This is a genomic window from Thioalkalivibrio sp. ALE17, assembly GCF_000425605.1.
Lineage (GTDB): Bacteria > Pseudomonadota > Gammaproteobacteria > Ectothiorhodospirales > Ectothiorhodospiraceae > Thioalkalivibrio.
The window spans coordinates 119,793-135,784 of the sequence record NZ_AUDT01000012.1 but is presented as its reverse complement, the minus strand read 5'-3'; the positions used below and the strand labels follow the sequence as shown (position 1 = coordinate 135,784).

The following is a 15,992-nucleotide window of genomic DNA, read 5'->3' as shown; positions in this document are numbered from 1 at the left end:
TGTGGAGTCTCACAAGGTTGTCCTCAGGTAGACCGAGGACGCTGATGGGTGGCTGCTTGTTCAGGCTACCGTGTGGGCGGTGCCAGTTGTAGTCGTGGATCCATCGGGGCAGATGGCGTTTGCGCTCCTCTGACGTGGCGTAGGTGAAGGCGTAGGCCCACTCGCGCAGGGCGGTCTGGATAAAGCGCTCGGCCTTGCCATTGGTTCGCGGCGTGTAGGGCCGGGTGCGGCGATGGCGGATGCCCAGTCGGCGGCAGGCCTGGCTGAACGCCCGGGCGTGGTAGCAGGGTCCGTTGTCGGTCAGGACCCGTCGGATGGTGATCCCCAGGGTGGCGTAGTAGCGCACGGCCGCCTCCAGGTGCGCGATCGCATCTCGGGCCCGCTCGGCGGGATGGATCTCGCTGTAGGCGATGCGCGAGCGGTCGTCGATGGCCACATGCACGTACTCGTAGCCCGCGCCGATGGAGTCCTTGGCGCGAACCCCGGTCACGCGGTGGCCCGGGTGACGGAAGCGCGCCAGCTTCTTGATATCGAGGTGGAGCAGATCGCCGGGGTGTTCGTGCTCGTAGCGCCGAGGCGGTTCGACCGGCTCCAGCGCGCTCAGGCGGTTCAGGCCCTCGCGCCGCAGGATGCGGCTGACGCTGGCCCTCGAGATCCCCGTGAAGGCGGCGATCCGATCCATAGTCCAGCGCTGCCGCCGCAAGGCGACCACCTGGCGCTGGATCCGTCGCGGGGTTCGCCGCGGTTGGCTCCGCGGCCGGGACGAGCGGTCCGCAAGACCCGAACGGCCCGCCTCCAGGAACCGCTGGACCCAGCGCTGCACGGTCTTCGGATCCACGTCAAAGGCGCGGGCCGCTGCACGAAGGCTCAGGCCGTGATCCACGACCAGACGAGCCATCCGCTCTCGACCGCGGGGGCCCATTAAGGCATTTTGATGAAGGTTCACGGGGCGTCCTCCTTTGGAATGGCTAGGTCCGCAAACTCAGCATCCTTCGGAGTCGTCCCGTGGACAACCTATTGAGAGATCACAGCTAGACCCGGGGTCGTCGTCTTCAGGCGCTGGCATGGCGGCCTCCTGCTGGGTGTTCATGGGTGTGATCCATATCCGTTACGCGCACAGCAATGCACGCACCGGCCCGGTATCCGGGCAGAGGCAGGACAAATCGAATGGCATGGGAGCCCAACCGCCGCGCACACGGGCGGGCGCAGGGACAGGCTTCGGGGCTGGGGAGGCGCCCGCGAGGGGCGTTAGGGGAAAGGCGTTCTGTCACCCCCGGAGTCACGCATATCGCTGACACCGGGGAGACACCACCGCATTACCGGGTGGCGGGACCCCGCTGGCAACGATATGCACGCTCGTACCGGCCACCGGCCCGACGTTCATGCATCCATCGACAACAGTCCATTGACAGACCTCTGCTACTCAAGGTGGGCGAGATTGTAATTGCGCATATTCAATGGCGCAACCCGGAAAAGTAAAATTCTAGCCAGTCTTTTGTTCAAACCGCTGGATCAGCGCTTTCAGCTCGGCGGCCTCGGCCTGCATGCGGGCGCTGGCGTCGCGCGCGTGCACCGAGACCGATCCGGTTTCGCTGGCCACATCACGGATGGAGGTGACGTTGCGGTTGATCTCCTCGGAGACCGCGCTTTGTTCCTCGACGGCCGTGGCGATCTGGGTATTCATCTCGGTGATCTGGGCCACGGCCTCGCGGATCGTGGTCAGCGAGTCGCCCGCCGCCTGCGCCTTTTCCACCCCGTCGGCGGCCTGCTCCTGACTGGCCCGCATCGCGGACATCGCCTCGCGCGCGCCACTTTGCAGGGTCTCGATCATGTTGCGGATGGTCACGGTGGACTCGTCGGTGCGCTGCGACAGCGAGCGCACCTCGTCGGCCACCACCGCGAAACCGCGGCCGTGCTCGCCGGCGCGCGCGGCCTCGATCGCGGCATTCAGCGCCAGCAGGTTGGTCTGCTCGGCGATCTCGCGGATCACGCTCAGGATCTTGTCGATCTCCTCGGTGCTGGCCTCGAGCTTGCCCAGCTTCTCGGCGGTGGATTCCACCTCCGCCGCCATGCGATTGATCACGGACACTGTACCGTTCACGACATCCTGCCCGGCGCCGGTCTCCTTCTCGGCGTTGTTGGCGGCCTCGGCCGCGCGCGCGGAATTGCTCGCCATCTCCTGGATGGTCGAGGTCATCTCGTTCATCGCGGTGGCGACCTGGTCGATCTCGTTTTGCTGGCGCTCCACGCCGGAGGCGGTCTGCTCCACGCTGCTGGCCATGGCATGGGCATCGTCGTTCACCGCGTCGGCCTTGTCCTCGATCCGGCCCAGCACGGTGCGCAGCTTCGCCTCGCCGAAATGCTGTACCAGCTCCAGCGAGGCGCTGTCGTCTCGGCGCCCGGTGTAGATCGCCTCCATCACCGGGTTGTCGAACTGCTCCCGGGCGCGGTTGACGGCCTGGCGGATGCCCGATGTGAACGCCAGCGACGCGATACCACCGGCGGCAAAGATCATTACCAGCAGGCCCGCCTGCACCAGTGGCGAGGACGCCAGAAACACCACCGCCAGCGCCAGCAGGAAGCCGACGATCCAGGTCCCGGCGAGGCGGCAGGTGAGGCCGTGGTACCAGCGCCGAGCGAAGCTCCGGCCCCGGTTGATCGCGGCATACACCTTCTCCGCACGGGCGACATGCTCGCGCTCGGGGATCGCGCGCACCGACTCGTAGCCGGTCTTGCGACCGTGCTCGTAGGCGGGGGTCACGAAGGCGTCCACCCAGTAGTGATCCCCGTTCTTGCGGCGGTTCTTGACGACGCCCATCCAGGCGCGGTCGGCCTTCAGGGTCTCCCACATGTTCGCGTAGGCGGCCTCGGGCATATCCGGGTGGCGGACGATGTTGTGGGCGGCCCCCTCCAGCTCCTCGCAGTCGAACCCGCTGACCTCGACGAAATCATTGTTGGCATAGCGGATACGCCCCTTCTCGTCGGTGGCGGAAATCAGCTCGCCGTGCTGATCAATCGAATACTCCGTCTGGGTGACGGGGAGGTTCTTGCGCATGTCGTACGTCCTTTTGTTTGTTCCACGGGCTCCGGGCCCGTGGGATCAGCCATACGCCGTGGCCAACCCCTCTCGAATGCTGCGGATTATGATCGCCTATATACGACCCTGTACATGTATCGACCACCCCGCGAAAGACTTGAGCCACCGACCCGGCCCAGGGAAGCGCTCAGTGTTTCCCTCAGGAGCCGACAGGACGCGCGGCCGCCGCCAGCACGCGGCGAAACCCCTCGAAGGCCACCGGGGTCAGATCCAGATCCCGCGCGCGCCGGTCGGCATAGACCATGCCCAGCACGCGGTCGCCGTCGCACAGCCGGGCGACCAGACAGTCCACCCCGCCGGTCAGGCGGCGGACAGCCGCGGGCATCTCGTCATGGATGCGTCGGCGATCCCACCACTGGGCGGCGTCCTCCTCCAGGACCCGGCCCAGCGGTCCGAGCGCGGACCGATTGATCACGAAGTGGCTGAACTCCGGTTCGTGCAGGGTCCCGACCAGATGCTCGGCGCGCAGACTCTCCCCATCGCGGGACAGACGGGCGAATACCACCCGGTTCAACCCCACGCCGAACTGCATCACTCGCAGCATCCGGCGTATCCGGGCCTCGCGATTCGTTTCCTGTTCGAGGGCGTGGAGCCCGGTCTCCAGCAGGTCGGCCCGCGGCATCAGGGCCAGGCGCGGACGATAGCGCTCGCCCAGCCAGACGCGACCGGGGGTCTGCGGGTCCAGCGGCGGCCGCTGATAGACGGCGACATCCTCGTTGAAACGCTCGATGACCGCGCCCACGCGGTCCGCGGCTTCCTTGTCCGTCAGCCCCATCAAACCGGCCAGCAGTCCAAGGTCGCGATCGCCCCGCGCGGTGTCCATGCCGCGGAAGACCTGCCAGGCCACGGCGCTCGCGACCATAACCTCATAGGCCCGGTGATGGGCCGCGTTGACCGCACGCAGCGTGCCCTGTACCAGTTCCGGCAGGGCCATCTGCTCCGCCATGGCGCGCGACAGGTCGTCCGTCGCATACCCCAGCGCGGCGTAGCTGGCCTCGTCCGGCAGGGCGCTGAGCTCCAGCATCTCCAGCAGCCGATCCAGGCGCGGCTCGCCCTCGACCAGCAGCGCCAGCAGGCCCAGCTGGTTCAGCAGGGCCGCCAGCGCCACCTCGCCCGGCTCGGTGTCGTGGCGCTTGTGCGCAATCTCGCCTGCGATCATTGCCGCCAGCCGCGACTGCGCCGCCAGCTCGCGATAGGCCTGGGGTCTTGTGACCACATCCGCGACGCGCGGGGCCTCGGCCGCCTCCCGGTGCACGTTCTCCAGGCCCAGCATGGAAATCGCGTCGCCCACCGAGTGCACCTCCTGGCGCAGACCGCGACGCGAGGCGTTGGCCCGCCGCACCAGGCGCAGGCTCAGGCCGGGATCGCGCTCGGCGTAGCGCGCCAGTTCGCGCAGGGACCGATTCACCAGGGCATCCGGGTCCGCAAACACCGCATCGCTGGCTTCGAGAATCGGCCATTCCAGCGCCGCCAGGCGCGCGGCCTCTTCCATGTAGGGCGCGTCCTTGTCCAGGGACATGCTGTACCTCGCGCAGGGGAGTCGTTATCGTAAAGCCCGTCAACTATAGCAACGCATGCGGGCGGATACCCTGTCCGACATGGCGCTTCAGAAATGTGGGGTCGCGGTCCGTGAAGTATTTTCTGGGTATCGTCATCGTTTTTTCTTCGGTCTTCGGTGGATACTACTTTCATGGCGGCGACCTCCGGGTCATGTGGCAACCCTACGAGTACTGGATCATCGGGGGCGCGGCGCTCGGGGCATTTCTGATCGCCAACCCGCCCCGCGTCGTCTTCACCGTCTTCAAGTCCATCCCCAGCCTGATGAAGGGCAGCAAGTACAAGTCGGACGACTATCTCGACCTGCTGGCCATGATGTACAAGCTGTTCACCAAGGCCCGCAAAGAGGGCCTGATGGCGGTGGAAGCCGACATCGAGGAGCCGGAAGAAAGCGAGGTCTTCAAGGCCCATCCCCGGATCCTGCAGGATCACCACGCGATGGAGTTCATCACCGACTACATGCGCCTGATCATCTCCGGCAGCATGAACCCGCATGAGCTCGATGCCCTGATGGACCTGGACCTCGAGACCCACCACGAGGAATCGCACCAACCGGCCCACGCGGTTCACCGTGTGGCGGAGGCCCTCCCCGGCTTCGGTATCGTGGCGGCGGTCCTGGGCATCGTAATGACAATGGGCAAACTCGACGGGTCCATCGCGGAAATCGGCTCAAGCGTGGCGGCTGCCCTGGTCGGCTCGTTCCTCGGGATTCTGCTGGCCTACGGCTTTGCCGGGCCGACCTCGACCGCCCTCGAGTCCCGTGCCCAGGAGGAGGCCAAGTTCCTGCAGTGCATCAAGGCCTGCATTCTCGCCAATGTCCAGGGCTACAGCCCCCAGGTCGCGGTGGAGTTCGGCCGCAAGACCATGGAAAGCGCGATGCGCCCGAGCTTCTCCGAACTGGAAGAGTACGTGAAGGGGGCCTGAAGGCCACCGGATCACTACCATGGGAGTCGAAGACAAGACCCAGCCGATCATCGTCAAGAAGAAGGTGGTCCAGGGCGGCCACCACGGCGGCGCGTGGAAGATCGCCTTTGCCGACTTCACGCTCGCGATGATGGGCTTCTTCCTGGTGATGTGGCTGCTCGTTGCGCTGGACGACGACCAGCGCGCCGGGATCTCCGAGTACTTCCAGAACCCCTCCGCCTTCGTGGGCGAAGCCGCTGCGCCGGGCCAGGCGCCCGGCGACGGAACCGGCGTGGACCCATCAATCATCGACTTCGAGGGTATGCCGGAGCTCATCCAGGACCCGGAGGCCATGGAGGCCCCGACAGGGATCGATGAAGAAACCCTCGACGAGCTGGCCGAGGCGCGCGACCGCGAGGCCCTGGAGACCCTGCAGGAGGCGCTGGAGGAGGCCCTGGACCAGAGCCAGGCGCTGGAGCCCTTCAAGGACCAGCTGCTGCTGGACCTCACCCCCGAGGGCCTGCGCATCCAGATCATCGATCGCGAGAACCGCCCGATGTTCGACAGCGCCAGCGCCCGTCCGCTGGATCACGCGGACGCGATCCTGCGCGAGCTGGCCGGCTTGATCAATCAGGTCCCCAACCGCGTCTCGATCACCGGCCACACCGACGCCCGCCCGCTGCTGCGTCCGGACTACACCAACTGGGAGCTCTCGGCCGATCGCGCCAACGCCGCCCGCCGCGCGCTGGTCGCCGGCGGCACCGAGTCCGACCAGATCGCCCGCGTCGTGGGGCTGGCCGCCAGCGTACCCTTTAACCGCGAAGACCCAGAAGCCGCGATCAACCGGCGGATCACCCTGATCGTGCTGAACCAGGAGGCGGAAGAGGCGATGTACCGCAGCCTCGAGAGCGAAGGGAGCGGCCCAGAGGCGCTCCAAGACGACCCGGAGGCCTCCGGCGACGGAGCTGGCTAGCATGCAGCGGCACCACGACATCCCGCTCAACCTGATCACCGGGTTTCTCGGCGTCGGCAAGACCACCGCCATCCGCCACCTGCTCGCGCAGCGCCCGGAGGGCGAACACTGGGCCGTGCTGGTCAACGAGTTCGGCGAGATCGGGGTGGACGGCGGCCTGCTGGCCGATACCGGCGTGGCGCTGGAGGAGATCCCCGGCGGCTGCCTGTGCTGTGTCTCCGCCCAGATGTTCACCGTCGGGCTCAACCGGCTGATCCGCAGCCAGCGCCCCGACCGCATCCTGATCGAACCCACCGGACTCGGCCACCCGGCCCAGATCATCCGCACCCTGACCGAGCCGCCCTACGCCGGCGTACTGGACCTGCGCGCCACCGTCACCCTGATGGATGCCCGCCACCTGGCCTCGCCGCGCCACCGGGAGCACGCGAACTGGCGCGACCAGATCGCCCTGGCCGACGTGCTGCTGGCCAACAAGGCCGACCTCTACAGCGAGGCGGACCGCGAGGCGTTGCAGGCCTTCGTCGCGGCGATGCCGCCACCACGCCCGCTGGTCGTGGAGACCACGCAGGGCCGGATCGAACGCGACTGGCTGGACCGCCCGCGACTGGATCGGGGCGGCGCCCTGTTCCCGGAGGCCCGCGACTTTCTCGCGTCCACGAGCGCGGATGCGCACGCCGACCACGACCACGACCACGACCACGACCACGACCACGACCACGACCACGACCACGACCACGACCACGACCACCGGCATGATGACACCGCCCATGCAGCCGACGAGTGGGTCACCATCGACACCCGCGGTGACGGCTACATCGGCCGCAGCTGGCTGCTGCCCGAGGGACAGCTCATCGACCATGCCGCCCTCGCGGGCCTGGTCGCGGATTTCACCGGTGATCGACTGAAAGGCCTGGTCGAGACCGACCGCGGCTGGCACCGCCTTAACCGGGTGGACGGCCACGGCGCCCTGGAACCGATGACCGCCCCGGCGGCCCGGCTGCGCCCTCGCATCGAGGCCATCCTGCCGGAATCCGCGACCGCCACGCTGGACGACCTCGCCCGCCGCCTCGAAACCGCCGTCACGCCAAGTCGCTGATCGGTACCCGCTGGCCGCGCCCCGCCGCCTACAGACGTGGCAGCAGCCAGGCGGGTTCGAGGAAGAACAGGGCGGTAACCGCAGCACCGATCAGGGTCACCACCTGGCGGTAGCCCGACTCGGGCAGCCGGCGCACCAGGATGATCCCGATACGCGCGCCCAGGATCGCGCCCGCCCCGACCGCCAGCAGCCCGGTCGCCACCACCTGCCCGCCCGCGATGTAGACGGCCACCGCCATCAGCGTCAGCACCGAGGACAGAACATTCTTCAGGGCATTGGCCCGCGCCAGATCCGCGATGCCCTGGCCCCGCAGGATCGCCAGCAGCAGGATGCCGACGCCGCCGTTGAAATAACCCCCATAGGCACAGCCCAGCCCCGCCCCCAGGGCGCGCAGCGGCCCCGGATGCGGCCGCGCGGCCAGACGCCGCAGCCAGGGTCCCAGCGCAAACAGCAAGGTCGCGACCAGCAGCAGCCAGGGGATCAGGACACGGAAAGCGGCGTCTCCGGTCAGCAGCAAGGCGCTCGCGCCAACGGCCCCGCCGAGCACGCCCGCCAGCAGCAGCCCCCCGGCCAGCCGCGGGCCGAGGTCGCGCCAGGCGGCGCGCAGCCCGTGCCGATCCGCCAGCACGCTGGCCAGATAGCCGGGCAACAGGGCCGCCGTCCCGGTGGCATTGGCGGCCACCGGCGGGACGCCCACACTCATCAGCGCCGGGAGGGTCAGGAAGCTGCCACCGCCGGCCACGGCATTCAGCAACCCGGCGAAAAAGCCGGCGGCCAGGAGCAGCAGCGCAACACCGGAGGGCGCGAGATCCATGCCGGGCGGGCGGAGGCGCGGCTCAGATCACCCGGCGGTCGCTGAACTCGGCGCGATAGAACCACTCGTTGCCCGGCAGCGAGTTGGGGTTGGGGAACACGATAAACCCGGGTTCCGGCGCCCGCACCTCGGTCCCGTCGGCGCGCACGCCGATCAGGTCACCCGCCTCCAGCGGGTCGAAGCTCTTCCACTCGCGCGCAAACCGATCCTCGGGGTGATCCCGGTCGATCACCTCGACCAGACGCAGGACCTCCGGGTCAGCCTGCCCCGGCGTGGCCGGCGCCGGCAGCATGCCCAGATGCGCCAGGGTGTTGATGATCGCGTTGTAGGCCACCACCGGGGCCTGCGGGTCATCGTGCTGCCCGCACTCCAGGGTCACGCCGTAGCCGCCCTGGCTGCGCATGTACTCGGTGGTTCCGATCCCGTAACTGGGATCGGTGCTCAGGATCTGCGCCCGGTGGCTGGCGTTCGGGTTCTTCATCCGCGCCGCCACGCCCCGGGCATAGGTATCCAGCCAGCCCTCGACCATGCGCCGCGGCCCCAGGCAGGCCGCCAGCGCCTCCTCCTCGCGCGCCTGCGCGAAGCCCTCCAGCGAGCCTTCGTTATTGCGCGGGCCGAGCATGATGAACGGCTGCCCGCCAGTGTGGAACGAGTGCAGGTCCAGCAGCACGTCGTGCGCCGCCAGCAGCGGACACAGCACGTTGGCGATGCGGTCCTCGAAATCCTGCGGATCCTCGGTCACCCGCAGGTTGCGGTTCAGGTTGCGCTCGCCCATGCGCTGCCCGAGGTCATAGGCCAGCGGATTGGTGCGCGGCACCAGCGTCAGGCTGCCACGCAGCAGATCCCGCTCGCGCGCCTCCAGCTCGGCATGAACCCGCTCGGCGGCCTGGGTGCCGCAGGTCTCGTTGCCATGCACCGCGCCCAGTACGATCAGGCGCGGCCCCGGCTCCAGCCCGTGAAAGGTGATCGAACGCAGCGCAGTGGGACGGGAGGGATCGGCCATCGGGGAAACTCCGGGCAAGGGGTAACGGATATCCTGCGGCGCAAAGGCTACCGGAGCCATCCGTCCGGCGCCACGGGAAGGCCGTCAGTCCACCGGCAGCGCACCATGCTCGGTCATCCAGCCCTGCAGCACGTCGAGTTCCAGCGGCTGGCTGTAGAGGTATCCCTGCCCCAGGGCGCAACCGCGTTCGCGCAGGAAGGCGGCCTGCTCGGCGGTCTCCACGCCCTCGGCGATGACCTGCATGTTCAGGTTGCGCCCCATGGCGATGATGGTCGCGGCGATCTCGCGATCGGCGCTCTCGCTGGCGACCCCGTCGACAAAGCTGCGGTCGATCTTCAGCACGTCCAGCGGATACGTCCGCAGCGCGGCCAGCGAGGAATACCCGGTGCCGAAGTCGTCGATGGCCAGGCGCACGCCCAGCTCCTTCAATGCCGCCAGCCGGGCGATCGCCTGCTCGCCCTGCTGCATGATCGCGGTCTCGGTGATCTCCAGTTCCAGCTGCGCGGCGGGGAAGCCGGTCAGCGCCAGGATCTCCGCCACCCGGTTCACGAAATCGCCGCGCTGCAACTGCACCGGCGACAGATTCACCGCGAGACTGAAATCCCCGGCCCCCAGATCCAGAAGACGCTTGCCGGCGTCGCAGGCCTCGCGCAAAACCCACTCGCCCAGCGCGACGATCAGGCCGGTGTCCTCGGCGATCGGGATGAACCGGTCCGGCGGGATCATCGGCCCGTCCTCCGGCTGCCAGCGCAGCAGCGCCTCCATGCCGAAGGGCTGTCCATCCTCCAGGCGGACTTGCGGCTGGAAGTGCAGGCGAAGCTCGCCGTTCTCGGTCTCCAGGGCCTTCCGCAGGCGGTTCTCGAGTTCCAGGCGTTCGTCCGCCGCGCGGGTCAGGGCCTGGGTGTAGACGCTCCAGGTCTGGCGCCCGGAAGCCTTGGCCTGGTACATGGCCGCATCGGCATGCTGGATCAGTTCCGTCACCGAGGCGCCATGCTCGGGGTAGAGACTGATACCAATGCTAGCGTTCAGGTACACCGAGCGGCCGTCGTCCAGGACCAGCGGGCGCTCCAGGCTGGCCAGCAGGTCGCGGGCACAACGGGCCACGGTCTCGTCACTGGCCGGATTCTCCGCCACGATGAGGAACTCGTCGCCCCCCAGACGGCCCAGTGCATGGGAGGGCCCCACCGCCTCGCGCAGCCGCCGCGCGACCTCCACCAGCACCCGGTCGCCGACCGGGTGGCCCATGGAGTCGTTGACGTTCTTGAAGCGGTCGAGATCCAGATTCAGCACCGCGACGCGATAGCCGTGGGCCCGGGCGCGTTCCAGCGCCTGGTCCAGGTTTACCTGCAGCTGCGTACGGTTGGGCAGATCGGTCAGCGCATCATGCCGGGCCAGGTGCTGGAGCTCTTCCTCCGAGCGGCGCAAGTCCGACATATCCGTCAGCACCCCGGCGTAGTGCAGGGCCTGGCCCTGCTCGTCGTAGACGGTATTGAGGCTCAGCCATTGCGGCGCCACCTCGCTGTTGCGCCGGCGGTTCCAGATCTCGCCCTGCCAGTGCCCCTCATGATGGAGAGCGTCCCACATGCGCTGGAAGAACGCCGCATCGTGACGCCCGGACTGCAGGAAACTCGGGTTGCGCCCCAGCGCCTCCGCCTCGGAAAAGCCGGTGATATCGACGAAGGCCGGGTTCACCGCAATGATCCGCGGGGTCAGGTCGGTGATGATGATCCCGTCCCGGGTACTCTCGAAGACCGCCGCCATGCGCCGCAGGCCCAGCAAGGCCTGACGCCGTTCCAGCGCGGCGCCCAGACTGGACGCAACGATGCGCGCCAGACTCTGGTCCGCCGCGGTCCAGCGTTGCGCGCGCCGCACCCGATCGAGGGCCAGGAAGCCGCGGTATTCGCCCTCCACGTACAGCGGGACCAGCAGGGCCGCCTGGCTTTGCGCGGCCTCCAGGATCTCGCGTTCCGCATCCGGCAGCTCCCGGGTCAGCACCTCGACCGCACCACCGCCCTGCAGGATCTCGTGCCAGCGCGGCAGGACCGATTCCAGACTCAGGTTGCGCAGCGGCGGCGGCCGCACTACCTGATCAGTGTCCGTGCGCACCCAGTAGTAGCGATGGATATCCAGGGCCTCGCGCACCGCATGGTCCAGCTCGGCCACCCGCACGTAGGCCCGATCGGCATGCGCCTCCTGCCCCAGTTCGGCCAGCAACCGGTGGATTACGCTCGCGGGGTTGTCCTCGCGCAGCAGCTCCACGGTCAGCTCGGCCGCCGTGCGCAGCGCCCGCTCGCGTTCGCCCAGCGCCTGCGACACGCGCAGCTTCTGGGCCGCCAGCCCGGCGATCTGGGTGAACTCGTCGATCAGCACGCGCTCGCCGGCATACGGTCCGCGCGCTGCCGCCACGTAGATCCCCAGCGTACCCAGGACGCTGCCATCGGCATCGCGGAAGGGGAATGACCAGCAGGCCCGGAACCCCGCGCCATGCGCGAGATCGCAGAACCCGACCCAGTTGGGGTGGGCGCTACAGTCCTCGATGATCACCGGCTCGCCGCTCCAGGCGGCCTCGCCGCAGGAACCCTGGCCCTGTTCGGCACGGATACGGCGGGTGGCGCTGCGCAACGGATCCGGCACGCGCGGAGCCGCCACACCGTGCAGCTCCCGGGTGTCGCCATCCAGCAGCATGATGCAACCGTGCAGCCCCGGCGCCAGCGCCTCCAGACCCTTGACCACATCCTCCAGCAGGCGCGGGTCGCGCTCGCCGGTGGCCAGACGCCCGAGCACACTCGCACGGACCTCCTGGATCCGCTGGTCCAGAACCCGCCGGGTCACGTCCACCAGACTGCCGGACAGTCCGGTCGGCCGCCCCTCGGCATCCAGGTTGGCCTGACCCCGCAGTTCCAGCCAGCAAAGGGAACCATCCGCCGCGCGCAGGCGGATCTCCGTCTCCAGCCGCCCGTCGTCGGACTCCGCCGCACGCGCCAGCAGCCGCGCCGCCATCGCGCGATCCTCCAGCGGCATGAAGGACAGCATCTCTTCGCCGATCGCGGACTCCACCGCATGACCGGTGATCGCCGTCCAGGCGGGATTCAGGAAGCGCCAGCAACCGGCGGCATCGGTCTCGAAGACGATGTCGCCGGCGCGCTCGATCACCTCGCGGTACCGGCGCTCGGAGGCTGCCAGGGCGGCCTGTTCCCGGCGCAGGCGGGCGCGCGCATGGACCTGGTCCAGCAGTACCGGGAGCATCTTCAGATACCCCTCGCGCTTGACCGCGTAGTCGTCCACGCCCATGCGCAGGGCACGGGCCGCCAGGTCCTCGGTGCCCTGCCCGGTCACCAGGATCGTCGGCAGATCCAGCCCGCGTTCCTCGCGCACCAGCCGTGCCAGTTCCAGGCCGTCGACCCCCGGCAGGCGGTAGTCCACCAGCAGCAGGTCGAAGCCGACAGCGCCGGTTGCATCCGGCGTCAGCGCCGCCAGGGCCTCCTCCGCGGTGTGCACCGTCTCCAGCTGGATGTGGGGGGCGGTATGCGCGAGCTCGCGGCGCGTCAGCCCCACATCGAAGGCATTATGCTCGGCATACAGCACCCGCAGCGGCTCGTGCCCGTTGGCCACGCTCAGTTCCCGGCGAGCACGGGCATCGACCACGCGCGCCGGCAGACGCTCCAGGTAGTCATCGGACTTGGTCAGGTAGTCGTCGGCACCGGCCCGGAAAGCCGCGACCACGGTCTCCTGTTCGCCGTGGCCCGTCAGCACCAGCACCGCCTCGTCGCGCCCGGCGGCCTGCAGCTCGCCGATCAGTTCGAGGCCGCTCCCGTCCGGCAGGCGCAAGTCCTCCACCACACAGTCGAATCCCGCAGCGCCGGCCAGCGCGCCCCGGGCCTCGGCCAGCGACGCCGCCAGGTGCACCTCGGCACCCGGCACCTCGCGCTCCAGCACCCGGCGCTGCAGATCGGCATCCGCCGGGTTGTCTTCCACGAGCAGGATTCGCATCAGGTCTCTTTCGGGGGCAGCCGCAGGTTCAACTCGGCGGGTGATTGAGCAGGCACCAGTACAGCTCCACCTGCTCGGCGACATCGACAAACTTGGCGAAGTCCACCGGCTTGACGATGTAGGAATTGGCCCCGCAGTCGTAGGCGGTCGCGATGTCGCGATCCTCGCTGGAGGAGGTCAGCATGACCACCGGAATGCGGCGGAAACGCTCGTGTTCGCGGATCCGGCGCAGCACCTCCAGCCCGTCCACCTTGGGCAGCTTGATATCCAGCAGGATCACCGCCGGCAGCGCCAGTTCGCCCCGCTCCCAGCACTCGAGGAACGCCAGGGCCTCCACTCCATCGCGCGCGATCTCCAGGGGGTTGGTGAGGTTGCGCCGCTCGAAGGCGCGCCGCATCAGGTCGATATCCACCGGGTTGTCCTCGACCACCAGGATGGACGGTTGACGCGCGGCCGTGCTCATCGCGGGAACTCCACGTGGAAGCGGGCGCCCACGCCCGGCGTACCCTCGGCGCGGATCTCCCCGCCCAGGCGGTTGACCGCTCGCCGCACGAGTGCAAGGCCGACGCCGGTTCCCGGGTAGGCCTCGGCGCGGTTCAGGCGCTGGAAGATATCGAAGATGCGATCCTGAAACGCCATGTCAAAGCCGATCCCGTTATCCTGTACCGAGATCCCGAGTGTAGCGCTACGGGATTCGGCCTGCACCGTCACCTGCGGTGTCTCGCGCTCGGCACTGAACTTGAAGGCATTTTCCAGCAGATTGCGCAGGATCAGCGCAACGCCATCGGGGTCGCTCTGGAGCACCAGATCGGGATCGATCTCCAGGGTCACCTCGGCGCGGCTGCGCAGCTTCGGGTCCACCGACTCGAGCACCTCCTCCACCAGCGCGCGCACATGGACCTCGCGTTCCTCCAGCGGCCGGCGCTCCATACGTGAATAGGCCAGCAGGTCGGAGATCAACTCGTTCATCTGCGCCACGCCCTGGCGGATGTTGCGCACGAACGTTTGCCCCTCGCCCTCCAGCTGCTCGCCGTAGTCCGCCTCCAGCAGCTGGCTGTAGCCCTCGATCCCGCGCAGCGGGGCCTTCAGGTCGTGCGACACCGCGTAGGAGAACGATTCCAGTTCCTGGTTCAGGGCCTGCAGAGCCGCGGTGCGCTCCGTCACCCGCTGCTCCAGGGTGGCATTGAGGTCGCGCAGTTCCAGTTCCTGGCGCTTGAGCTCGGTTACCTCCAGCACCGTGCCCTGCACGTAGTGCATGCCGTCGGCGCGCTCGAGCGGGGCCTCCATGGTGATGCTGAACCACGCCTCCGCGCGAACCTCCGGCCGTGCCTTCAGCAACAGCCGTCGCGGCCCGGGGTGCCCGCCGGCGATCAGCGTTTCCATGGCATCGGAAAAGCTCTTCCCGTCCGCCGAGTCGAGATCGAAGAAATCCCGGGCGAAGGCCTCCAGCGTCGGGGTGCCATAACGGGCATCGCACCCGAGCAGGGCATACAGCCGATCCGACCACCACAGCTCGCGGGTCTCCAGCATGAACTCCCAGCTGCCCAGCCCCGCGTGGCGTTCCGCCTGGCTCAGTCGATCCACCTGACGCGCCAGCGCCAACTCGGCCTGCTTGCGCGCCTCGATGTTGCGCAGGGTGACCAGCAGCAGCCTTTCGCCGGCGATCTCGGTCGCCTGCAGGTTGGCCTCCACCCAGAAGCCGTGGCCGTCGCGGTGGCGCGCCCGCCACTCGAAGACCAGTTGTTCCCCGCGCCGGGCGCGCTCCATCAGCGCCTTCTGCCGCTGTACGTCGTAGCCGCCTTCGTCCGCGCTCAGGTCATCCACACTGCAGGCGAGCAGTTCGGCCCGGCTGTAGCCGTACATTCGCTCGGCGGCGGCATTCACCCCGATCAGGGCCTCGGTATCCAGGTCCTGCAGCAGGATCGCCTCCTGCACGTTGTCGAAGATCGCGCGGAAGCGGGTCTCCGAGTCACGCAGGTCCCGTTCGGCGCGCAGGCGCTCGGTCACATCCAGCAGCAGGCCGTGGATGCGTGTCACCCGCCCGGCCTCGTCGCGAGTCAGCCAGGTCCGGTCTTCCACCCAGAGCCAGTTACCCCCGCCGCTGCGCAGGCGGTAGAGCTGGGTATAGCGATCCGGGCCGTGCTCCATATGCGCGGCCACCTCCGCCACGATGCGGTCGATGTCTTCGGGGTGAATCAGCTCGGCGTAATTCACGTCGCCCTGCAGCAGGGCATGGCGATCGATGCCCCAGCGGGCGATGTTCGGTGACACGAAAGTGACCGGCCAGCCGGGCGTGGTCGCCCATTCAATCGCGACCACCGGCGAACGCTCGACAATCGCGGTCAGCCGGCGCGCCTCGCGCGAGGCGCGGTCGCGCGCCCGCAGCGGGTAATACACCAGCAGGAACAGGCCCGCGGCGGTGACCGTCACGTAGCCCCATCCCTTCAGGGTCTGCAACTGCGCCAGCAAGGCCACATCGTCGACCATCAGCAGCAGGGCGCGGTCGGACAGCCCGATCCATGCCAGCCCGAAGACCAGATACACCACGGCGATAATGGC

General features: G+C 68.4%; 11 protein-coding genes. 3 read left to right on the top strand and 8 right to left on the bottom strand.

Going from position 1 to position 15,992, the window contains the following annotated elements; translation table 11 throughout:
* The 3 genes from H609_RS0109085 to H609_RS0109075 form a co-directional block, all read right to left on the bottom strand.
* Positions 1-946: IS481 family transposase (locus H609_RS0109085; protein ID WP_081659424.1), on the bottom strand; the 946-nt coding region annotated here is incomplete at its 3' end.
* A gap of 537 nt (positions 947-1,483) precedes the next feature.
* Positions 1,484-3,055 carry a PAS domain-containing methyl-accepting chemotaxis protein gene (locus tag H609_RS0109080; protein WP_028484795.1) on the bottom strand — a complete coding sequence of 524 codons (1,572 nt, stop codon included), beginning with the start codon at positions 3,053-3,055 and terminating at the stop codon, positions 1,484-1,486.
* A 181-nt stretch (positions 3,056-3,236) separates the two neighbouring features.
* On the bottom strand, positions 3,237-4,616 hold the full coding sequence (locus tag H609_RS0109075) for an HDOD domain-containing protein (protein ID WP_028484794.1): 1,380 nt from the start codon (positions 4,614-4,616) through the stop codon (positions 3,237-3,239).
* Between the two features lie 110 nt (positions 4,617-4,726).
* Here H609_RS0109075 and motA point away from each other — a divergent pair, with 110 nt between their 5' ends.
* Genes motA through H609_RS0109060 form a run of 3 tightly spaced genes read left to right on the top strand, consistent with a single transcriptional unit; the run spans position 4,727 to position 7,626 of the window.
* Positions 4,727-5,578 (top strand): flagellar motor stator protein MotA, encoded by an 852-nt coding sequence (motA, locus tag H609_RS0109070; protein ID WP_018876171.1) that lies wholly within the window; start codon positions 4,727-4,729, stop codon positions 5,576-5,578.
* A gap of 19 nt (positions 5,579-5,597) precedes the next feature.
* Positions 5,598-6,530, top strand: a complete 933-nt coding sequence (motB, locus tag H609_RS0109065) for a flagellar motor protein MotB (RefSeq protein WP_018866480.1) — start codon at positions 5,598-5,600, stop codon at positions 6,528-6,530.
* 1 nt (position 6,531) lies between these two features.
* Entirely contained in the window at positions 6,532-7,626 is a 1,095-nt protein-coding gene (locus H609_RS0109060) for a GTP-binding protein (protein ID WP_028484793.1), read from the top strand.
* Between the two features lie 28 nt (positions 7,627-7,654).
* Here H609_RS0109060 and H609_RS0109055 read toward each other — a convergent pair whose 3' ends face one another.
* From H609_RS0109055 to H609_RS0109035, 5 genes are all read right to left on the bottom strand, one after another.
* Positions 7,655-8,440 (bottom strand): sulfite exporter TauE/SafE family protein, encoded by a 786-nt coding sequence (locus H609_RS0109055; protein ID WP_028484792.1) that lies wholly within the window; start codon positions 8,438-8,440, stop codon positions 7,655-7,657.
* 22 nt (positions 8,441-8,462) lie between these two features.
* Positions 8,463-9,443, bottom strand: coding sequence for a M14 family metallopeptidase (locus H609_RS0109050; RefSeq protein WP_018880763.1), 981 nt, complete (start codon positions 9,441-9,443; stop codon positions 8,463-8,465).
* An 84-nt stretch (positions 9,444-9,527) separates the two neighbouring features.
* Positions 9,528-13,433, bottom strand: coding sequence for an EAL domain-containing protein (locus tag H609_RS0109045; RefSeq protein ID WP_028484791.1), 3,906 nt, complete (start codon positions 13,431-13,433; stop codon positions 9,528-9,530).
* Between the two features lie 28 nt (positions 13,434-13,461).
* Positions 13,462-13,896 carry a response regulator gene (locus tag H609_RS0109040; protein ID WP_018866475.1) on the bottom strand — a complete coding sequence of 145 codons (435 nt, stop codon included), beginning with the start codon at positions 13,894-13,896 and terminating at the stop codon, positions 13,462-13,464.
* On the bottom strand, positions 13,893-15,980 hold the full coding sequence (locus H609_RS0109035) for a PAS domain S-box protein (RefSeq protein ID WP_028484790.1): 2,088 nt from the start codon (positions 15,978-15,980) through the stop codon (positions 13,893-13,895). Before H609_RS0109035 ends, H609_RS0109040 begins: the two co-directional genes overlap by 4 nt.
* Positions 15,981-15,992 lie beyond the last annotated feature (12 nt).